Raw genomic sequence first — 17,506 nt, forward strand, 5'->3', positions numbered from 1 at the left:
GCGGCCGACAATCGGGTCGCGCCCCCCTCAGCCTGTGGATAACCTCGCCGCCATGTACTCCCCGACCCCCGAGGACTGGCGCGAGGCCAACCGCGCGCGCTGGGACGAGCGCGTCCCGATCCACGCGGCGGGAGCCTTCTACGACCTCGACTCCTTCCGCGCGGGCAAGGACGCCCTGCGGGGGTTCGAGCTCGCCGAGGTCGGCGACGTCACCGGGCGCTCCCTGCTCCACCTCCAGTGCCACATCGGTCTGGACACCCTCTCCTGGGCCCGCCGCGGCGCCGCCCGCGTCGTCGGCCTGGACTTCTCCGAACCGGCCGTCGAGGCGGCCCGCTCGCTCGCCGCCGACCTGGACCTGTCGCAGGACCGGGCCGCCTTCGTGGCCGCCGACGTGTACGACGCCGCGGAGGCCGTCCCGGACCGCTCGTACGACATCGTCTACACCGGCACCGGAGCCCTGTGCTGGCTGCCCGACATCGACCGGTGGGCCGAGACCGCCGCCTCCCTCGTCGCCCCGGGAGGCTTCCTCTACCTGGCCGAGTTCCATCCGCTGACCGATTCCCTCGACGACGAGACCGGCAGCCGGGTGGTGCACGACTACTTCGTCCGCGATCCATGGGTGGACACCACGCCGGGAACGTACGCCGACCTCGACGCGGTCACCGTCCACAACCGCAGCGTGGAGTGGGTGCACCCGGTCGGCGCGGTCGTCACGGCGCTCGCCAAGGCGGGCCTGCGCATCGAGTTCCTGCACGAGCACGACGTCTCGCTCTTCCCCCGCTACGGTGCCCTCCAGCGGCACGAGGACGGCTACTACCGCTTTCCCGTGGACCGACCCCGGGTTCCCCTGATGTACTCGATCAAGGCCTCGCGCCCGGCCAGGCGCAGGAACTGATCGGCGAAGGCGATCGCGGTCAGCAGGACGACGAGGCCGGGCAGCATCATGAACACGGCGAATTCCACCGATCCATCAGAACACGCGTGACCGCCTCCGGTCGGGCGGATTCCCCGGTGTGCGCGGGTCTCTTCGACCGATCCCCCGAAAACCCTGGGCCCCGGCGCCGGGAGGCCCCAGGATGTGGATCAGGACGTACGCGTTCAGGCCGCGAAGCTGGCTGGTTTTCAATGGGCCCGTCCCCCGTCGCCACGGCGGGGACGGGAGAGCGACACGGGGGCTGACACACATGGCGGCAGGAGAGCCGGCGGAGACCGAGCGCCTGTGGGGCGAACTCGTCGGCGCGGAGCAGATCGCCGCGGCCGAGCACGGTTACCAGGGCTGCGGGCCGGTCGAGCGGCTGCTGTGGGAGCGCTTGTCGGTCTTCGAGGGACCCTTCGCCCGGGAGGCCGTCCGCGAGGTCTGTGCGGCCGCCCCCCTGTCCGCCCGGGCGGTCGAGGTCGCCCTGGACCGCCTCGCCCCCCTCGCCCTGCTCCCCGTGGACGACCTGTTCGACGGCGAGGCCGGGCCGTCCCGCTACTGGATGCCGCATCCGATGCGGGCCGTGGGCGCCCGCCGGCTCACCGCACGCGGCGAACGCCCGGCGGTGCTGCTCCGTCACCGGCAGTGGTGCGTGAAGGTGGCCCGCCGGGCCGCCGACTGGTGGCAGCGGGGCCGTCAGCTCGATGCCCGGGACCTCGCGCTGCGGGACCTGCCCGACCTGGCGGCCGCCATGGACCCGACCACCGCACCGTCCTCGCCGGGAACCGAGGCCGGGACGTCCGTCGAGATCGTGGTCTCCCTGTGGTTCCTGTGGGTGGCCTGCGGGAGGAACGCCGAGGGCCGCGCCCGGTTGTGGCACGCCCTCAACCTGCAATCGGGGCCGCCGTCCGCCCGCGCCCTCTGGCTGGCCGCCTTCTTGGAGTTGGAGGCGGGCCGTCCCGAGGACGCCGACCCGCTCCTCGCCCGCGCGTGGGCGGCGGCCGTACGGGACGGCGACGGGCAGTGCCTGGCTGTCCTCGCCCATCTGCGCGGTGCCACGGCCCTCCACCAGGGACGCGCCCGTGCGGCGGCGGCCGAGTTCAGGGACGCACTGGACCAGATGGACGGGCAACCGGAGTTCGGCCCCACCCGGCGGGCCTGCTGGGTCGGCCTCGCACTGGCCCTGTGCCGGTCCGATCCGGAGGCCGCGCAGGAGGCGCTGGACGAGGGGGACCTGGACCGCGAGAGCCGATGGGTCCGGGTGGGCCGCGATCTGTTCGCCGACGCCTGGTCGTACCACGTGCGGGCCGAACTCGGTGCGTGGGAAGGGGACCAGGCGCGGGCCGCCGAGTACGCCAGGACGGCGCTGCGGGAACACCTGCGGCTCGGTTCGGCGGCGGGCGCGGCCTGCGCGGCGGAACTCCTCGCCCAGATGCGGGTGATGGAGGGGAAGCGCGACTCGGCGGCCCATCTGCTCGGCGCGGTCGACCTGTTGCGCTCCTCGGTCTTCGACGAGTCGTACCGACCGGCGGAGTACTGCGCCGTGACCCGGAACCGGAGCGAGACGGCCCTCCGGTCGCTGCTCGACGATCCGGAGCTGCGGAGCGCGTACGAAGAGGGGGCACGGCGCGGCCTGTTCGCGCTGGCGGGCGAGGCGTAGGACCCGCTGCGACGGATGGCGACGGACGGGGTGCGGGACCCGTTGCGAGGGGCGGGGCGCCGCGCGCTGTCCGCGCCGGTGTCTACGATGCCGGAATGTTCGCCTTCGTCGTGGCCGCCGTCTTTCTCTTGCTCTTCGGGGGCGGTGTGCTGCGCGACCGACGCCGCTTCGGCAACGCCGTGTACCTCGGTCTCGCCGTCACCTTCCTCGGGATCGGCCTCCTCGCGAGGATCGACGAGACCCGGCCCGGGCTCGCCGAGACCGTGATGGTCGCCCTGCTGCTGGTGCTCGGCATCGGACCGGTCGTCCTCGCCGGGCTGCTCTGCGCGAACGGCGTGAAGATGGTGCGCAAGGAGGGCAGGCGCCCGGCCAACCTGCTCGCGCTCCTCGCCGGCCTCGGCATGTTCGGGGTGATGGCCCTGACGGTGGCGACGGCCCTCACCGGCTCGCCGGTCCTGGGACTGCTCACGAGCACCACCCTGCTGGTCCTCGGCTACGTCTCGTTCCTCTTCGTCTGCTTCGTCGGCTACGCGTTCCTGTACGGCCGGATGAGGCTGCGGCGGGACGCCGACTACGTGGTGGTCCTCGGCTCCGGCCTGGTCGGGGGCCGTCGGGTGCCGCCGCTGCTCGCGAGCCGTCTCGACCGCGGGCGGCAGGTGTACGAGAAGCTCGCCGAGCGCGACGGCGAGCCGCCCGTCCTCATCACCTCGGGCGGGCAGGGCCCCGACGAGGAGCTGCCCGAGTCCCACGCGATGGCCGACCACCTGATCGACGGCGGCTTCCCGGCCGCGGCGGTCGTGCGCGAGGACCGCTCGCGCACGACCGAGGAGAACATGCTCTTCAGCAAGGAGTTGATGGAGCGCGAGCGCCCCGGCTCCTCCTGCGTGATCGTCACCAACAACTTCCATGCCTTCCGTGCCGCCCTGATGGCCCGGAAGGCGGGCCTGGACGGCCAGGTGGTGGGTTCGCCGACCGCCGCCTACTTCTGGCCCTCGGCGACCCTGCGGGAGTTCGTCGCCGTCTTCCTCCAGTACAAGGGGGTCAACTTCGGGATCTGTCTGGTGCTGGTCCTGCTGGGGGTCCTGGCGTGGGGGGTGCGCTGAGCAGGTGCCGTCCGGCCCGTCCTGGTCTCCCGGGCCCGCTCACGGGGTGACGATCGGGAACTGGGCGTCGGGCTTGGTGACGTACGAGAAGAGACGGGCGAGCAGCGCCGGATCTCCCTCCACCCCGATCCCGAGTTCCTGGAGGTCCCGGCCGGCGAGGAGGCCGAGGAGCTGCACCTTCGCGAGGGTGAGGACCAGCCCGGCGGGCGTGCGCGGCTCGTCGACCGCCCGGTGGGTGAGGACGCCGTGGCGCAGGGTCAGCCGCCGTCGTTCGCCCCCCTCCGGGGGACCGTCCGTCAGGACCAGGTCGATCGTCAGGTCCTCGTCCCAGGCGCGCGGTCCGTCGATCGCGACGGCGATCGAGTCGATCAGCATCGGGACGGTGAGGGCCACCGACATCTCGGGATTGGTCATGTCGACCATGTCACCGGTGACGCCCTCGCGGAGCTCCTGGGCGCCGCGCAGGTAGAAGTTGCGCCAGGTGGCGTTCTCGGCCCCGTACCCGAGCTCGTCGTACACCTCGGCGAGGGCCCGCTTCGCCTCCTCGTTCTCCGGGTCGGCGAAGACCACGTGGTTGAGGAGGGTCGCCGCGAACCGCGGATCGCCGTCCTCGGCGTACCCGCGGGCCTTGGCGACGGCCTCGGCGGGCCCGCCCGCGACCTCCACGTAGCGCCGCCCGAGCTCCACCGGCGGATGCTCCCACAGGTGGGCCGGGTTCCCGTCGTACCAGCCGAGGTAGCGCTGGTAGACCGCCTTGGCGTTGTGGCTCAGCGAACCGTAGTAGCCCCGGGCGTGCCAGGCCTTGGCGAGGGCGGGCGGCAGCTCGATCCGCTCGGCGATCTCGACGCCCGTGTGCCCCTCGTTGAGCAGCCGGACGGTCTGGTCGTGCAGGTACGCGTAGAGGTCGCGCTGTTCCTCCAGGAACCGCACCACCGCGTCGTGCCCCCAGGTGGGCCAGTGGTGGGAGGCGAAGCCGACGTCGTACCTCCCGTGGAAGTACTCCACGGCCTCGTCCAGGTAACGGGCCCAGATCCGGGCGTCGCGGACGACCGCGCCCCGCAGGGTCAGCACGTTGTGCATGGTGCGGGTGGCGTTCTCCGCCAGGCACAGGGCACGGTGGTCGGGGAAGAGGAAGTTCATCTCGGCCGGGGCCTCGGTGCCCGGCGTCAGCTGGAAGACGATCCGCACCCCGTCGACGGTCTCCTCCTGACCGGTCGCGGTGACGTCCAGGGTCGGCGGGATCAGGCTGATCGTGCCGGTGGAGGTGTTCTGCCCGAGCCCCACGCCGATCTGCCCGTCCGGCGCCGTCGGCAGTCCGACGCCGTACATGTAGCTCGCCCGGCGGGTCATCGCATTGCCTGCGTAGACGTTTTCGCTGATCGCGTGCTCCAGGAAGCCCACCGGCGCGAGGACCGGCACGCCCGCCTCGGTGCCGTGCGGCAGGACGCCCCGGACCCCGCCGAAGTGGTCGGCGTGCGAGTGGGTGTAGATCACGCCGGTGACCGGGCGTTCGCCGCGGTGCTCCCGGTAGAGCGCGAGCCCGGCGGCTGCCGTCTCCACGCAGATCAGCGGGTCGATGACGATCACTCCGCGCTCGCCCTCGACCAGCGTCATGTTGGAGAGGTCCAGGCCCCGGACCTGGTAGATGCCCTCGGTGACCTCGTAGAGGCCCTGGCGGGCATTGAGCCGGCCCTGCCGCCACAGGCTGGGGTGCGCGGTGTCCGGGCACTCCGCGTCGAGGAAGGCGTAGGCGTCGTTGTCCCAGACCACCCGGCCGTCGTCGGCCTTCACCACACCGGGCACGAGGGCGCCGAGGAAGCCCCGGTCTGCGTCGGCGAAGTCGGTCGTGTCCTCGAAGGAGGGCAGGGAGTCGCTCATGTGCCTGGTGCTCCGTTCCGCGCGGGCGCTGATCGGCGTACCGCACCATCTGACCACCGGGTCCCGACGGCCGCACGTCGGCGCGGAGACCCCTGCCGGCCCTGCGGGAGCGGTGGACCGTACCTAGTCTGGAGGTACGCGTGCCCTTCCGGCGACGCGCGCACCACCCCTGCGGTACGGAGGTGGCCCATGAGGCGACGCCACCACTTCCACATCGACTACCTCGGGCACTCGGTCTCCGTGACCGTGCAGACCGGCCACACCCCGGTCGTCGAGGTGCTCGTCGACGGCAAGGAGACCGGCCATGCCACGACCCGGGACGACCGGCCGGTGACCGTCGAGGTCGAGCTGCCGACCGATCCGCCGACCCCGCTGTCCGTACGGGCGACCCCGGGACCCGGCGTGCCGCGCTGTCTGCTCCTCCCGGTGGACGGCGGGGCGCCGCAGGTGATGGCACCGCGACCGTACTGAAGGGGGTGCCGGGCGCTGCTGCCGGGCGCTCCTCGGGAGGGCGGCTCGGGAGGGCTCCTCAAGAGGGCGGCTCAGGAGAGCAGCGACATCCCGATGAGCAGGAAGACCACGAAGGCGATCGCCCCGGCCACCGCGGCGGTCTTGCGGGGGCGGCGCCGGGAGAGCTCGGCGAGCCCGCTGCCGGCACTCGACGTGCGCTCGCGCCGACGGCCGGAGGGCGCGGCGGCGGACCTGCTCCGCGGCGCGGGGGGCCTGTTCGCGGGAGGGGGGGTCGGTGCGGCGGCGTGCACCGGTGCGGTCATCGGCAGGGGCGTCGATCCGGCGGCCTGGGGCGCCGGGCGGGAGGGGCGCGGTGCTGCGGCCCGGGGGTAGGCGCGCCAGCTGCCGGCGGAGAACCAGTCCGCGATCGACTGCGCAGGAGGGCGCTGCTCCGGTTGCTTGGCGAGCAGGCTCAGCAAGTAGGTCTCGAAGTCGGGGGACAAGGACACCCCGAGCTGACTGGGCGGCGTCGGTGCGGCGTCGATGTGCTGGTAGAGCAGGGCGGTCGCGGTGTCCGCCCGGAACGGGGCGTTTCCGGTGAGGAGTTGGTAGAGCACGCAGCCCAGCGAGTAGACGTCGGAGGCGGGCGACGCGGGTTGGCCGAGGGCCCGCTCGGGCGCCAGGTAGAGCCCCGTGCCCACGATCTGACCCGTCGTCGTGAGGGCGGCCGAAGGGTCGTCGACGAACCGGGCGATGCCGAAGTCGGCCAGCTTCACCGTGCCCTCGGCATCGACGAGGAGGTTCCCCGGCTTGATGTCCCGGTGCACCACGCCCTGCCGGTGGGCGGCGGCGAGCCCGGCAGCGGCATGGGCGGCGACCACGGCGACCCGCTCGGCGGGCAGGACCAGCGGCTGGGAAGGGCTTCCCGCGAGGCTGTCGCCCTCCACCAACTCCATGACCAGGAAGAGCTTTCCGTCCCAGGTGCCGAAGTCGAAGACGCCCACCACGTGCGGATGGCTGAGCCGTGCGGCGGTCTGCGCCTCCAGGCGGAACCGGTCACCGGCGGAGGGGTCGGCTACCTGGGCCAGCATCAACTTCACGGCCACCGGGCGCCCCAGGACCTCGTCGGTGGCCTGCCACACCTCGCCCATGCCGCCCCGGCCGATACACACATGAAGCCGATATCGGTCCGCGACCAGCACCTGGAGACCACCCTTTCGACAATCGATCAACCTGATGGAAGGGAACCAGCCTAGAGCCGCCCGACTCCCCTTCTTGCCGCGCTCCCCCTCTCCGGCCCCCCACCGCCACCACCCGCCCCCGTCCGACCTCCGACCGGGCCCCTTCCCGGCGCCTTCCCTCCCCGCTCCCGGGCGACCGCCGGAAGCCCCCCGCCCCCGCCCCCCGTCCGCCCCGCTTCCGCGCGGCTGCCGCCCCCGCCCGGTGCACGACACCCGAGGTGGGGGTGAACGGAAGGTGTCGCGGCCGGTTAGCATCGCGCCCGGAGCGAACTCCGGTGAACAGGCCCGGAACGGCTTCCGGTGAACACGGGAACGGAGTGGGTCGTGGCACGACCTCGTGTGGGTGTGGCGGTACTGACGATGGGCACGCGCCCTGCCGAGCTGCGGGCGCTGCTCGACTCCGTGGCGCGCCAGGACGAACCCGCCGCCCGGATCGTCGTCGTCGGCAATGGCACCGGCTCGCTCCCGGAGCTGCCCGAGGGCGTGATGGGAGTCGAGCTTCCCGAGAACCGGGGCGTCTCCGGCGGCCGGAACGTCGCCATCGAGACGCTGCGCGGGTTCGGCGACGTCGACGTCGTGGTCGACCTCGACGACGACGGCCTCCTCGTCGACACGGACGTCTTCCGCCACCTCGTGGACCTGTACGAGGCGGACCCGGCCCTCGGCATCGTCTCCTTCCGCATCGCCGACGAGACCGGCGAGACCCAGCGCCGGCACGTTCCCCGCCTCGGGGCGAAGGACCCGCTGCGCGGCGGCGAGGTGACCACTTTCCTCGGCGGCGGCCACGGCCTGTCGATGCCGATGCTCGACCGGATCGGCGGCTGGCCGGAAGACTTCTTCTTCACCCACGAGGAGACCGACCTCGCCTGGCGGGCCCTCGACGCGGGCTGGAAGGTCCTCTACGCACCGGAGCTCCTGCTCCAGCACCCCAAGACCAGTCCGGCCCGGCACGCCGTCTACTACCGGATGACCGCCCGCAACCGCGTCTGGCTGGCCAAGCGGAACCTGCCGGCCCCCCTCGTCCCCGTTTACCTGGGCGTGTGGACCCTGCTGACCGTGGCCCGCACCCGCTCCCTACCGGGCCTGAAGGCATGGTTCGGAGGCTTCGTGGAGGGCCTCCGCCGCTCCGCGGGACCCCGTACCCCCATGCGCTGGACCACGGTCCTCCACATGACCCGTCTGGGCCGCCCACCGGTCATCTGATTCCTCTGGGAGCATGGGCCCCATGGGGACGGCAGAGATGTTTCGCGGTGGCACCGGAGCGGACGACGGAACCGAGGCACGGGTGTGGATCCTGCCCGTCCCGCCCGCGGACTCGACGACCGCGCTCGACCTGACCGTCCTGGACGAGGAGGAGCACCGCAGGGTGGCGGCCTTCGTCCGGGACGCGGACCGGGTCCTCTACGCCTTCGCGCACCTCGCACTCCGGACCGTCCTGTCCGCCGTGACCGGTGCGGCGCCGGGCGAGCTCCGCTTCGCCCGGGACCCCTGCCCGTGCTGCGACAAGCCGCACGGACGGCCCGTCCTCACCACCGGATCACCGGAGTTCTCCCTGTCCCACACCCGGGGGCTGGTGGTGATCGGAACCGCGTCGACCCCGATCGGCGTCGACGTGGAGACCGTGCCCGCGCCCGAGGCCGCGGAACAGCTCGTGAAGGTGCTCCACCCGGCGGAGCGGGCGGAGCTCGAAGCCACCCGTCCGGAGGACCGGCCGGCCGCCTTCGCCCGTCTGTGGTCGCGCAAGGAGGCCTACCTCAAGGGCCTGGGCACCGGCCTCGGCCGTGACCCCGCGGCGGACGACGTGCGCCACGAGGTCGAAGGGTGGCACCTCGTCGACCTCTCCGTGGGACCCGACCACGCGGCGGCCGTCGCGATCGCCTCCCCGACGCCCTGCGGGGTCGGCGTGCACCACGGGCTTCCGCACCCCGCCCGCGGCTGAGCGCCCCCGCCCGCGGCTGAGCGCCCCCGCACGCGGGAGGAGACGGCCGCACCCGCTCCATCCGTGGCCTAGATCCATCCGTGGTCGCGGGCCAGCAGGGCAGCCTGGAAGCGGTTCGCCGCCCCCAGGCGCTGGAGCAGGTCCGCCACGTACTTGCGGTACGTGCGGACCGAGACGCCCACCTCACGGGCCCCGTTCTCGTCCTTCTCCGCCCGGCACATGCTCGCCAGCACCCTGCGTTCGATCCCGCTCAGCTCTCCCTCCGGGCCCGGCCGGGCCGCGACCGCCTCCGCCAGCGTGACGGAGTCCGACCACATCCGCTCGAACAGCGAGACCAGATGGGCCACCAGCCCCGCCTCACGGATCACCAGGGCACCCAGGCGCGGGTTCCGGGGGTCGATCGGGGTCAGCGCGGTCCTCCGGTCGAAGACCAGCATCCGCTCCAGCGGCTTCTCGGAGATCCGGATCTCCGCCCCCATCGCCGAGAGCTCCTGGAGGTAGGCCAGCGTCGGGACGTCCTCCACCGCCGCCGGACGCATCAGCGTGCGCATCGTGATGCCCCGCCGCAGGATCCGGGCGTCCAGCGGCCGGGACGCCTCGATGCTGGCCGCGCTGAGCGCCCCGTGCGGCTGCGTGGTCAGACCCTCCTCCCGCGTGAAGAAGGTCAGCTCATCGATCACCGCCCGAACGTTGGGCGTCCCCTCCACCCGCTCGACGGCCGGTCGCTCCGATGCGTCGCGCGGGACCGGACGTCCCGCGTCCCGCTCCGCCAGCAGCGATTCGACGACCCGCTGCTCGGCCGCCACCCGCCGCAGCTCTTCCTGCAACTCCCGCAGCCGCAGGCCGATCAGCCGCTGCACGGCGATCGCGGGCGGGGCCGGCCGGATGCTCCCGTTGTCGGCCAGCGAGGTCAACTCCATCGCGTCCAGCCGCTCCAGCCGCTCCTCCACCTGTGGGACCGGCATGCCGAGGTGCTCGGCCAGCACGGGGGGCGTTCCTTCCGCGAGGCGGAGCAGGCACCGGTACAGCTCTTCGTCCTCGGCCGGCATTCCCAGGTGTTCGAGGCTTCCGGCGCGCAATGGCTCCCCCTTGTGATGGTGCTCCGCGTGGTCAGCACGGTGGGCCGATCATAGGAACGCGTACCCCGGCTGGCCAGCGGGAACGGAGCGATCCACCGGTTTCGCTCCTGCCGCCCCGCAGCTTGCTGCACGCACGGGTGCAGGAAGCTGCGCCCGGAACCACGCGAACACGGCTCTTCGGTAGGGCAGTTTTCTCCCTGTCGGAACGACGAAGGGCCGCGGGCGAAGCAGCGGCGCGGAAGGCCGGGCCCGGTGGGCACGCGCGCATCGCGTCGACCCCGCGGAACGGATCCGCGCCCCGCCCGCCTTCGCCCCGCTCCGGCGACGCCAGCGACGGGGCAGAGGGGAATGAGGGACGGGCACGATGTCTGAGGAGAACCCCCAAAGGGGGACGAACGGTCAACTGGGTGCGACCGCCGCGCTGCTCGCGCTGGCACTCGCCGCCGCCAACGCCTGGCTCTCCGGAGCCGCGCTCGTTGCCGTCATGACCGTCGCCGGTCTCGGCCTGGTCGCGTGCGCAGCCAAGGCGGGAGCCGGCATCGCCGCGCGCAGACGATGAGCGACGCCGGCGCCGTGCGGACACCGGCCCCAAAAAACCACTCAGGGGCCCGACCCGCTCTCGCAGATCAGGCCCCTGACCTGGTCTTACTCTGTCGGGGTGGCGGGGTTTGAACCCACGACCTCTTCGTCCCGAATGAGGTTCGGTCCGGTTCCCCACCGGTTGGTTTGCCGTTTCGCCCGGTCACAGGGTTGGCGTGCGGTGGGCTCGCGCGGTGTCGCGGGGGCTTGGGGACCGGGCCGGCTCCCGGGCCACCCGGTGGCCACCGGGTGGGCGATGTGCCGTTCACCGTGAGCTCGGAAAGACCTATCCGATGGGGCGGGGAGGGACGGGCATGTTGGGCTCGGTTTTCCTCGTGTGCCACCATTCGACGATATTCGTCTTCGCCATCAATGCGAACCAGGAATGTGTCTCTGCTGTCCCGTTCGGATGTGCGGCGGCGGCATCGAATTTCGAGAACTCCAGACCGAGGAGCCACCGCTCGCTGCGTTCTTGGTCCGGAGCGATGTCCACGGTCGCGGACAGAGTGAGTTCGTCGCCTTGATGCGAGAATGTGATGTTTGACAGCTTGAAAGTGGGATCCCCTTGACCTCCGAACGGCTTTTCCAGCTCCAGACGATCTTGAACGTCATGGGCGGACACTGACCCAGGTTCGTGTAGTAGAACCCAAAGCTCTGCTTGCCGCGTGCCGCCGTGTTGGCGATCTGACTGTCATTGAATCCGTGCTTGGGGACCAGGTGGCGGCACCCTCAGGTCGACGTTCCACAACGCAGGGGATATTGACGAATCCCCTTGTGTGGTTCTTGGCGATATAGCTTTCGGATTTCCCTGTGTACGGGCCCGCGGATACGGCGGCGCTTGCGGGATTCGACGTCATCGCGACTGTCGAGGCCGAGATCGCGAGCGTGCTTCCGATTGCTGAAATTCGCTCCGTTGAATTCGCGATTCCCCCTCTGCTTCAAGGCTTGCGGTCGATGTTGAGGCTATGGGAAAGTGAGGTGAATATTTCAGGCGGGTTGGGCGGTGTGGCTGGCTATTCCGCACGCTTGCCCGAAAGTTGACTGCTGGTTTTCGGTCATTCCGCGCTTTGGTGCCCGGGCCCCGGCGCAGTGCAGGTCAGTGGTTTGGTGCGTGCGGGGTCGTGCCAGCGGAGGGGCCGGCCTGCACCTCCGCCGACCACCAGCGAGTCCAGGTGGCCGTGATCAAGAGGTAGCCGGCGTGGGGGGCCTTGATCCGGAGTCTCCGGAGACCTTCCTTCCTGCCGGCGGGCTTGCCCTCGCGCTCCGGGACGACGGCCCTGTCGCGCCGGGGCGACGGCTCACCGTCGTGGGTGCCGCACCACGACGAGTCGGTCGACGACCCGCGTGCCGGTCGGCATCGCCTGACACCGACCAGAACCGCGGGCAAGGGGCGAAGCGAGTGATTGCCGAAGGCTCAGAAAGATCTGGCCAGGAGCAGGCCGGCCCCGATCAGGAGTGCGGTGCCCACCAGTCCCGAGATCACCGCGACGGTCCGTCTGCCTGCGCCGAGGCGGCGCAGGATGATGGCCAGGGGGCCGATGGGTGCAATCTTGTCGTTCACAGGGGTCTCCTCGGTCATGTAGATGACTGTGTCGAGCCAGAGGGAACCGGCTTTTCAGGAGGCGCCTCTTCGCAGGGTCTCCCGCAACCGCAGCAGTTCACGGCGACGGGACTGCGCCCGTGCCAGGAGCGTTCCCGCGGCGCCGACCAGGCAGGCGCCGACCAGGCCGACGGCCAGGGCCCCGCCCGCGGTTCCACGCGCCGCGGCCAGTGCCGTTCCGGCGGCGCCGGTCGCCGTGGTCGCCACGAGCGCGAGCCGGGCTCCCAGCACCCGGTCACGAGCGAACAGCGGTCGGCGCCTGGTCAGCACCCAGCAGGAGAAAGCAGCCCAGGCCAGCCCAATAGTGATCATTCCGGCGAAAGCGGCCTGGGTGCGCGCAGGGAGCGGGGCCGGCTCGGTCGCCCACAGCGCAACGATCAGTGCCGCCGCGCACCCTCCCGCCAGACCGACGGCCACGTAGCGCATCCGGGAGCGCACCGAGACTTCCGTGGCCAGCGCACGCTCCAGTTCCGCGGGCACGTCCGGGTGATGCGCTCGGTGATGCTTCTCGCTCATGCCTCGCGTGTCCTCTCGATCAGGATGTTCTGCAGCATGCGGCGCGCGCGGTGCAGCCTGCTCTTGACGGTGCCGGTCGGCAGATCGAGCACCTCCGCGCAGGCGGCCAGAGGCAGATCCTGTAGATGGAACAGGATCAGCACTTCGCGCTCCAGCGGCGGCAGCCCCGTGAGGCCGGCCTCGATCTCCATCGTGTTCAGGACATCGCTGAGGGGATCGTCGTCGGCGGCGACCGTGTCGGCCTCCACCCACGATGTCTCCGGTGTCGCGTATGCCTGCCGCAGGTGGTCGGCCACCGTTCGCCGGGCGATGGTGAACAGCCACGGGGCGAACCGCTCCGGCTGCCGCAGCCGGGGCAGTCCGCGTACCACGGCGACCCACACCTCCTGGGCGAGGTCGTCCGCCAGGTGCGGCGAGTCGACCATCCCGCGCAGATAGCGCCACACCGGTCCGTGCCAGACGCGCACCAGTTCGGGGAACGCCTCCCGTTCCCCGAGCTGGCAGCGCACCACCAGGAGCACGTTGTGCCTGCCTTCGCCCACCGCATCTCCCTGCCCCGCACCACGGTCACCAAGACAGTCGGCATCCGGGGCCGAAAGGTTCACGATCCCCGAAGAAGCCATCCGCTCGGGTCCCGCCGAGCCGCCGGAAGCGAAGTCGAGCCCGTGCCACTCCGACCGGCGCCCCGGTGCTCCGGGCGCCGTCCCCTCGGGCACGACGCCCGAGGCCGCACGGACTGCCATGGCCCGCGCCGCTCCTGCCGACAACGCCACCCACGCTGCCGAGATCCTCCTTGCCGAACGCTTCCATCCGGCGGCCCCGTCGGCCGGTACCACCGGGGACGACGGCGAAGGCCCAGGTGGTTGACCTGGGCCTTCGGAGAAGAGCGGATGGCGGGAATCGAACCCGCGCCATGACCTTGGGAATCACCCGGCGCTTGAGCGCACGCCTGTCCCCTGAGCCGTGTCGAGCCGTCCATGGCTGCGGAGCGGGTGCGACAGGTGAATCCGACCCGGGTTATGGCACGGATGACCTCGCGGGCGCTGAAGTCGCGGCGGTCCTGGCGGGTGATGGCGGCGCCGACCTGCATGACGGGGTACTCGCGACGCCCGATGATCACGAACTCGCCGGTGGCGGGTTCGGGCGTGACGTCCTTCATCGTCTCCATGACGCCGTTCTGCGTCAGCTCGAACGGGAAGCGGGCGATGACGCAGCGCATGGGACCTCGCAGAAGTTCGCAGAAGGCGGGAGGCGATCGGCTGGTATGCCGGTGGGGCGGGTCGGGTGCTCGGCCTCGGCCCGCGTCGTCAAGGACGGGACGGAGAGTCCGCGGGGCGCAGGTCGCGCAGCCGTACCCGGTCGGTGTAGGCGGACGTGGCGCGGAAGCCGTTGAGCTGGGCCCGGGTGACGAGGCCGGTGGGCCGGCCGTCGTCGTCCCGGACGACGAGGCGCCCGGTGCGTGCGCCGCTCATGACCGCCAGAGCCACCTCGACGGTCATGTCGGCCCAGACGTGCGGCTCTGCCTCGCCGGTCCGGGGCGCGGGCGGGCTGCCGGAGGCGTTCGCGGGGTGGAGCGGTGTCTGAATCGATGTCACATGCGGCTCCTGGGTGGGAAAGAGAGGCGTCGGACCCGGGTGCGAGGGTCCTGGCCGCTCGGGTTGGGATCCTGAGTGCACGACGGGGCGGAGGCATCGCGTCGGGTCCCGGCCTTCGGCGCCGGGTGCGGCGGGCAAACGTCTCTGCATGTCCAGATCGGCGAAATTCGTCGCAGTGGGGGAACGGCGGAGTCGGAGTGGATCCACTCGGCCTCGATCCGGAATCGCTCTCGCAGGCATCCGAAAAAGCGATACTTCGCACCCGTGCTGTTCATGTGGGCCCCATCGGTGCGGCGTGCGTCCATGAATTCCCCGACGGTTGGTCGGAGAGGGGAAATCCGAGGCACATTCGAGAAGGCGTGAAGGTCGGGCGGCGGAGGGGGATGCGGCTGGGGCCCGCACCCCGAGGGATGCGGGCCCCAGCCACGTCGTGCGCGTCAGCGTCAGGCGGAAACGATGTTCTCGGCCGTCGGGCCCTTCTGGCCCTGCGCGATGTCGAAGTTGACCTTCTGGCCTTCCTGCAGCTCGCGGAAGCCCTGGGAGGCGATGTTCGAGTAGTGGGCGAACACGTCGGGGCCGCCACCGTCCTGCTCGATGAAGCCGAAGCCCTTTTCTGCGTTGAACCACTTCACGGTGCCACTGCTCATGTCGTATCTCTTTCCGGGGCTCATCGGCGTCCGCACTGTACGGATGCCGTGTCGCCGTGATGATTACCCCGCCGGAGAGACCGGAGACGAAAGCACTCCCAGTGGCCGATGGGCTTGACTGGGGGCCTGAAGTTTCGGGAACCGCAACTGCAACTGGAATCGAGACTAGCACGTGGAATCCGTCAGTCCCGGTTTAATGGAGCCGCTATTTCTGGACGCCAATAAGTCTGGCTGCACCACCCCTCGCATTCTCATCCCGCCGGCACAGATATTCGTTCGCGGCGTGGAGAGGCCGGGGAGACGACAGATCGGTGGTCGTCACCTTCGCATGCTCTGTGGCAGGTAGATCATGCGTGCCCCGACGACGGGGCGGGTAAGGGATCGGAGCCGCGAGGAGGCCTCGCCGTCCGTCTCCCCCGGGTCCTCACCGGCTCGGGCCTCCCGCAGGCGGCGACCGGTGGCGTCCTCGTCGACCATCAGGGTGTCCGTGGTGTGGAGGTTGCCCGGGGCAGAGGCGACGGCCATCAGCCCTCTTGCTGCGACGGGTTCGGCCTCCGGGGGAATCACCAGCAGGTCACAGCGGCCGCGGTCGTACGAGAGCAGGGTCATCGTGTCGGGAGCCTGGTCGGCGAACCAGCGGACACGCACGGTGTGTCCGCCGACGGGGACCTGGTGCGGGGCGACGGGCCAGGGCGCCGGATTCGCGGTGATGCGCGTGATGCGCCCCCAGCGGTCCCGCAGCGCGTCCACCAGGGGCGGCAGTTCGGTGGCGAGGTCGCGTGAGTACGGCCACCAGGCGCCGTCCAGCAGCCCGGCCAGGGAGGTGCGCGGTGTGAGTGCCAGGCGTACCCGGCGGGTGGAAGCAGTGGCGCTGGTCATGAGACCGGGACCCGTCCCCGGGACGCCCGCAGGCGCCCCGGCCTAATGATCGCCGGGAACGACGTCCGCGTGGGGGCGGGTGTGCGAGGTGCTCCCGGTAACTCCAACGTACTCCGCCGCACTCCGCGCTGGAGCCGGGCGCACCGAGTCCCCGTCACCCCCGTCCGCGCCACTCGACGAGGACGAGGCTGGCGTCGTCGGTGGTGGTCTCGCCGCGGGCCCGTCTGAGCGTGTGGGACAGGTCGCGTGCCACGGCCCGTACGGTCCGGTCGGCCTGGTCCAGCCGATGAACCCAGTCGATCAACTGGTCCTCGCCGAACTCCTCCTGCCCGGTCTCGTGTTCCTCGATCAGGCCGTCGGTGAAGCAGAGGATACGGTCCCCCGGAGCGAGGGTCACCTCGCTGACCTGGGGCTGGTCTCCGCCGAAGCCGACGGGGAGGGTGGTGGGACTGTCGAGGCGGCGTATGACGCGGTGCTTGCGGATCAGTATGGGGGAGGGGTGTCCGGCGTTGACCCACTGAAGGCGGCCGGTGCCGGTGTCGAGCCGCAGCATCTGCGCGGTGACGAAGTGGTCGGGGGCGAACTGTTCGGCGACGGCCCGGTCCATGAAGAGGTAGATCTCGGACAGTTCGACGCCGGTGCGGCGGGCGTGCCGGTACGCGCCGATGGCGACGGTCGCCATGGTCGCCGCGTCCAGGCCGTGGCCCATGGCGTCGATCATGGCGAGGTGGAAGACGTCTTCGTTCAGTGCGTAGTCGAAGCTGTCGCCGGCCACGTCGTAGGCGGGTTCCAGGACGCCGGCGACCGCGACGCGCGGCATCGTCATGGCCAGCGGCGGCAGCAGCGACCACTGGATCTCCGCGGCGACGCTCATCGGTTCGTCCCGGCGGGTGCGGAAGTAGAGGTCGGTGTAGCCGTTCTTGGTCTGCATCGTGTCGGCGGCCAGGGCCGCGAGCCTGCGCAGGATGCGGCGGGTGTCGTCGTCGACCGCGTCCAGGGTGACGGCCAGGACGCCCGCCTGGTCGCCGCCGTCCAGCAGGGGAACGTGGATCCGCACCCCCTCGGCGAGCGCCACCTCGACCGGGCGTGCGGTGAGGAAGCACCGGCCTGCCTCCGAACCGTCGATGGGCAGGGGATCCCCGCCCTCCAACCCTTCCCCGGCGAGGGGGACCAGCCGCTGCTGCCCGTAGTCCTGGAGCAGGATTTGCGCCTCCCTGCCGCCGATTCGGGCGACCACGTCGGCGAGGACCCGTCCCACCCGGTCGGGCGGCAGCACATGGGCGTGGTCCAGGAGCCTGCCCAGCAGCATCTCCCCGAAGCTCTCCGAACGGTCTGGCTCTCCGGCCTCGTACCGTCTGCCGGTCATCGAGCCTCCAGGCGGGCGGCGGGGCGATAACCGGATCCGACGGCATCGCGGTGCGACT

18 protein-coding genes and 1 pseudogene are annotated in these 17,506 nt (G+C 71.4%); 7 read left to right on the forward strand and 12 right to left on the reverse strand.

What is annotated here, in order from left to right; all coding sequences use genetic code 11:
• The first annotated feature begins 52 nt into the window (after window positions 1–52).
• The 3 genes from ACFW22_RS17620 to ACFW22_RS17630 all read left to right on the forward strand — a co-directional run bounded on the left by ACFW22_RS17620 (window position 53) and on the right by ACFW22_RS17630 (window position 3,679).
• The gene (locus ACFW22_RS17620) at window positions 53–895 is read left to right on the forward strand and encodes a class I SAM-dependent methyltransferase (RefSeq protein ID WP_386404842.1); all 843 of its coding nucleotides are present in this window, start codon (window positions 53–55) and stop codon (window positions 893–895) included.
• A 289-nt stretch (window positions 896–1,184) separates the two neighbouring features.
• A complete protein-coding gene (locus tag ACFW22_RS17625) occupies window positions 1,185–2,576 on the forward strand; it encodes a tetratricopeptide repeat protein (RefSeq protein ID WP_386404845.1) in 1,392 nt (463 codons plus the stop codon).
• A gap of 95 nt (window positions 2,577–2,671) precedes the next feature.
• Window positions 2,672–3,679, forward strand: coding sequence for a YdcF family protein (locus ACFW22_RS17630; protein ID WP_386404848.1), 1,008 nt, complete (start codon window positions 2,672–2,674; stop codon window positions 3,677–3,679).
• Between the two features lie 39 nt (window positions 3,680–3,718).
• Here the strand turns inward: ACFW22_RS17630 and ACFW22_RS17635 are convergent, their stop codons facing one another.
• Window positions 3,719–5,557: an alkyl/aryl-sulfatase gene (locus ACFW22_RS17635; protein ID WP_386404851.1), complete on the reverse strand. Its 1,839-nt coding sequence runs from the start codon at window positions 5,555–5,557 to the stop codon at window positions 3,719–3,721.
• Between the two features lie 189 nt (window positions 5,558–5,746).
• On the opposite strand from ACFW22_RS17635, the gene ACFW22_RS17640 reads away from it, so the two are divergent.
• Window positions 5,747–6,028, forward strand: coding sequence for a hypothetical protein (locus ACFW22_RS17640; protein ID WP_386404854.1), 282 nt, complete (start codon window positions 5,747–5,749; stop codon window positions 6,026–6,028).
• 71 nt (window positions 6,029–6,099) lie between these two features.
• On the opposite strand, the gene ACFW22_RS17645 is transcribed toward ACFW22_RS17640, so the two are convergent.
• Window positions 6,100–7,209 (reverse strand): protein kinase, encoded by a 1,110-nt coding sequence (locus ACFW22_RS17645; RefSeq protein ID WP_386404857.1) that lies wholly within the window; start codon window positions 7,207–7,209, stop codon window positions 6,100–6,102.
• Between the two features lie 363 nt (window positions 7,210–7,572).
• Between ACFW22_RS17645 and ACFW22_RS17650 the strand changes: the two genes are divergently transcribed.
• Both ACFW22_RS17650 and ACFW22_RS17655 read left to right on the forward strand, forming a co-directional pair.
• Entirely contained in the window at window positions 7,573–8,451 is an 879-nt protein-coding gene (locus ACFW22_RS17650) for a glycosyltransferase family 2 protein (protein ID WP_386404860.1), read from the forward strand.
• Between the two features lie 22 nt (window positions 8,452–8,473).
• Complete coding sequence (locus tag ACFW22_RS17655; RefSeq protein ID WP_386404863.1) at window positions 8,474–9,187, forward strand: 4'-phosphopantetheinyl transferase family protein; 714 nt, start codon at window positions 8,474–8,476, stop codon at window positions 9,185–9,187.
• A 68-nt stretch (window positions 9,188–9,255) separates the two neighbouring features.
• On the opposite strand, the gene ACFW22_RS17660 is transcribed toward ACFW22_RS17655, so the two are convergent.
• Window positions 9,256–10,266, reverse strand: coding sequence for a helix-turn-helix transcriptional regulator (locus ACFW22_RS17660; protein WP_386404866.1), 1,011 nt, complete (start codon window positions 10,264–10,266; stop codon window positions 9,256–9,258).
• A 364-nt stretch (window positions 10,267–10,630) separates the two neighbouring features.
• Between ACFW22_RS17660 and ACFW22_RS17665 the strand changes: the two genes are divergently transcribed.
• Entirely contained in the window at window positions 10,631–10,825 is a 195-nt protein-coding gene (locus tag ACFW22_RS17665; RefSeq protein WP_386404869.1) for a hypothetical protein, read from the forward strand.
• Between the two features lie 306 nt (window positions 10,826–11,131).
• Here ACFW22_RS17665 and ACFW22_RS17670 read toward each other — a convergent pair whose 3' ends face one another.
• The 9 genes and pseudogenes from ACFW22_RS17670 to ACFW22_RS17710 all read right to left on the reverse strand — a co-directional run bounded on the left by ACFW22_RS17670 (window position 11,132) and on the right by ACFW22_RS17710 (window position 17,448).
• A complete protein-coding gene (locus tag ACFW22_RS17670; protein WP_386404872.1) occupies window positions 11,132–11,467 on the reverse strand; it encodes a hypothetical protein in 336 nt (111 codons plus the stop codon).
• Window positions 11,468–12,259: 792 nt separating this feature from the next.
• A complete protein-coding gene (locus ACFW22_RS17675) occupies window positions 12,260–12,406 on the reverse strand; it encodes a hypothetical protein (protein WP_384887553.1) in 147 nt (48 codons plus the stop codon).
• Between the two features lie 54 nt (window positions 12,407–12,460).
• Window positions 12,461–12,961, reverse strand: a complete 501-nt coding sequence (locus ACFW22_RS17680; RefSeq protein WP_386404875.1) for a transmembrane transport protein — start codon at window positions 12,959–12,961, stop codon at window positions 12,461–12,463.
• Entirely contained in the window at window positions 12,958–13,503 is a 546-nt protein-coding gene (locus ACFW22_RS17685; RefSeq protein WP_386404878.1) for an RNA polymerase sigma factor, read from the reverse strand. The genes ACFW22_RS17680 and ACFW22_RS17685 overlap by 4 nt, the downstream gene beginning before the upstream one ends.
• A 440-nt stretch (window positions 13,504–13,943) precedes the next feature.
• A pseudogene (locus ACFW22_RS17690) lies at window positions 13,944–14,180 on the reverse strand (SCO5918 family protein); the annotation flags it as partial.
• An 88-nt stretch (window positions 14,181–14,268) separates the two neighbouring features.
• Window positions 14,269–14,556 carry a CBS domain-containing protein gene (locus ACFW22_RS17695; protein ID WP_386404881.1) on the reverse strand — a complete coding sequence of 96 codons (288 nt, stop codon included), beginning with the start codon at window positions 14,554–14,556 and terminating at the stop codon, window positions 14,269–14,271.
• A 443-nt stretch (window positions 14,557–14,999) separates the two neighbouring features.
• On the reverse strand, window positions 15,000–15,203 hold the full coding sequence (locus ACFW22_RS17700) for a cold-shock protein (RefSeq protein WP_384887224.1): 204 nt from the start codon (window positions 15,201–15,203) through the stop codon (window positions 15,000–15,002).
• 318 nt (window positions 15,204–15,521) lie between these two features.
• Window positions 15,522–16,082 carry a DUF5994 family protein gene (locus ACFW22_RS17705; protein WP_386404886.1) on the reverse strand — a complete coding sequence of 187 codons (561 nt, stop codon included), beginning with the start codon at window positions 16,080–16,082 and terminating at the stop codon, window positions 15,522–15,524.
• 154 nt (window positions 16,083–16,236) lie between these two features.
• Entirely contained in the window at window positions 16,237–17,448 is a 1,212-nt protein-coding gene (locus tag ACFW22_RS17710; RefSeq protein ID WP_386404889.1) for a PP2C family protein-serine/threonine phosphatase, read from the reverse strand.
• Window positions 17,449–17,506: the final 58 nt, after the last annotated feature.

This window comes from Streptomyces sp. NPDC058872 (assembly GCF_042743065.1).
In the GTDB taxonomy this organism is placed as follows: domain Bacteria; phylum Actinomycetota; class Actinomycetes; order Streptomycetales; family Streptomycetaceae; genus Streptomyces.